Source organism: Silvimonas sp. (assembly GCF_031291215.1).
GTDB lineage: Bacteria > Pseudomonadota > Gammaproteobacteria > Burkholderiales > Chitinibacteraceae > Silvimonas > Silvimonas soli.
Genome location: NZ_JARLJK010000039.1, coordinates 1 through 2,570, shown reverse-complemented (window position 1 = coordinate 2,570; position 2,570 = coordinate 1). Strand labels below are relative to the sequence as shown.

The 2,570-nt window shown below is 54.8% G+C and carries 1 protein-coding gene and 1 pseudogene; both read left to right on the top strand.

Annotated elements, in window-relative coordinates; all coding sequences use genetic code 11:
• Positions 1–1,096 precede the first annotated feature (1,096 nt).
• Positions 1,097–1,408, top strand: coding sequence for a transposase (locus tag P4L78_RS22840; protein ID WP_405051491.1), 312 nt, complete (start codon positions 1,097–1,099; stop codon positions 1,406–1,408).
• A gap of 112 nt (positions 1,409–1,520) precedes the next feature.
• Positions 1,521–2,229: pseudogene (locus tag P4L78_RS01365) on the top strand (IS6 family transposase).
• The last annotated feature ends 341 nt before the right edge of the window (positions 2,230–2,570 follow it).

Below are 2,570 nucleotides of genomic sequence, written 5' to 3'. Positions count from 1 at the left end.
CACCTTTGCTTTGAACGCCGCTGAGTGCGTCCGTCGGGTTCTCTTCGTCATTTCTTTGGTTCCTTTGCCAGCATTATCGCTGGCTCAGGCCCCGGCCAAACCACTTATCCGATTGTCCGAATTTGCGCGGCCACCTCTGTTTGCACTCTTGCTTTGTAACATAGTATCTGATTGGGGGCAACGCGGCAGGCGGCAGTATTCTTCCAATGCTGTGTTGCGCCGTTAAAGTCGATCGTTGAATTAGCGATTTGAAGCCATAGCCTAGTGTCTTTCTGTTTTATGTGCAATAGGTTTTGCGCATGTACCAAATTGAAATAGTCAGGGCAATCGGAAAGCTGACTGGGGTGGAAATTTACTGCGATGACGACTGTGATAATAGTTCATGCGGTGGTTATGGAACTTCACTAAAGCCCTTGCCTGTTGGCCCTCAGGCTGAAACTGCAGGCTTGGCGCGCCCCTTTCATCGGCGCTGCAGACGCGTTGAGTCCAATCGAGGACGAACGGAGTTTTGCACAAAGGTGGTTCACGCGTGGACATCTGTCACGAGCATAATATCTCGTAGTTCAGGCTGCGGGATTCGAGCACAATTAGGTCGACGATGATGGGTTTTACCCATCTGAGGACAGACGACAGCACGCCATTCGATACCTGCGTTTATGCGATCATACGCCCCAATGGAAAAGATAGCGCGCTAATAGCAATCGCATAATTCATGAAATACGCCAGAACAGCGCGAGGTTCGCTTAAGGCGCGAGGCCCCAAAAGCCAAATTTTGACGACGACTACGGCCAGTTTCCCTAAAGGAAAGATGACGAATATATTTAACAGAGAAGGTTTCGGTTGGATCAACTAAGTGCGACACAAGGTCGTCAGGGAAATGGAAGGATAATTGGGGTCTATTTTTGCCGCGACGTCTCCATAAAATTATCCGGGAGGCGATCGCGGTGGACGACCTTTTGCCACGAGGACGCAGCTTTTATGTTTCACGGAACCGCGCCATTCAAGAGCGATACTCTGAAAATATGGGTGCCTCACCTTTTATTTGCCGGTTATGAATCGGCCAACGGGCAGAGATGAATAAAGCGTAAAAACCGCGATGGAGATTCCCATTTCAGACGCCGACTGGGCACGCGTCAAACACCTATTCCCAGATTCTGAGGCCCCGCGGTCACGAACCCCCGGTCGCCCCCGTCGAAACGTCAGAGATTTGCTGAATGCCATTCTCTGGATTCATTACACAAGGGAGAAGTGGCATCGCTTACCGTCGACGTTTCCACCGGCGCAAACCTGCTACGCAAAATATTGCGCATGGCGACGCGAAGGAGTCGTTCAACTTGCCATAGACATTCTGGAGGTTTCCGGTTTCGCCGTGAAAAGCAAAGATGAGGATTCGGCCGTATCGCAGTAGCGCCCGGCCAATAAGGGTATTGTCAACTTGCGGTCTGCTCGGCGTGGATGTGGCGATAATGTCGGCCATGAAACCAGCCACCCAGCAGAGCACACCTGTCACCGACAATCCGATGTCCTATGCGGGCTATCGCTTCCCGCCCGATGTGAGCAGCTACGCGGTGTGGCTCTACTACCGTTTGCCGCTGAGCCTGCGTATGGTCGAGGAGTGGCTGGCCGCGCGTGGCATTGAACTCACGTATGAGACCGTGCGACGCTGGGCGATGAAGTTCGGTCTGGGCATTGCTCGGCGTATGCGGTCCGCCGCTCTGGCAGGCGGCGACAAGTGGCACCTTGATGAAGTGGTTGTCACGATTAACGGGAAGAAACAGTGGCTATGGCGCGCGGTAGACCAGCATGGCGCGGTGCTCGACGTGCTGGTGCAAAGCCGGCGCGACCGGCACGCGGCCGGGCGGCTGATGCGCAAGCTGCTCAGGAAGCACGGCCGTGCGCCGCGTGTGTTGATCACCGACAAGCTCAAAAGCTATGCGGCGGCGAACAGGGATCTCGGTCTGAACGGTGAACACCGTCAGCATAAGGGGCTGAATAACCGGGCGGAAAAACTCGCACCAGCCGACACGGGTTCGCGAGAAGGTGATGCGTCGTTTCAAATCGGCGCATCAACTGCAACGTTTCACTTCGGTCCACGATCAGGTAGCCAATCTCTTCATGCATTGCCGCTACCACACCCACGCAAAGCAAAAGCGGGCGCTACGCAGCCAGGCCTACGAGGCGTGGGAAAGTGTGACGTGCGCGCCGATATTGAAGCGCCTTGCTGATTAATGTAGTTATCCTTAAGTACCGCACGTTCCGCCGCGCCCCGGACAACAGGTTGACAATACCAGTAGAGCCACACCGCGTAGCTGATCACATCGGGCGGGAAGCGATAGCCCGCATAGGACATCGGATTGTCGGTGACAGGTGTGCTCTGCTGGGTGGCTGGTTTCATGGCCGACATTATCGCCACATCCACGCCGAGCAGACGTAAGCGCCTAGCGATCCCATCTTGAGTTGCATGGACGGTCTTGGGAGCATCGTATCCACTTAAATAGGTGGACACGTGAACACTATCGAAGAAGAAGCGCCAGTTGGCCGTCGCCGACGCCGGCGCTATAGCGTCGAGT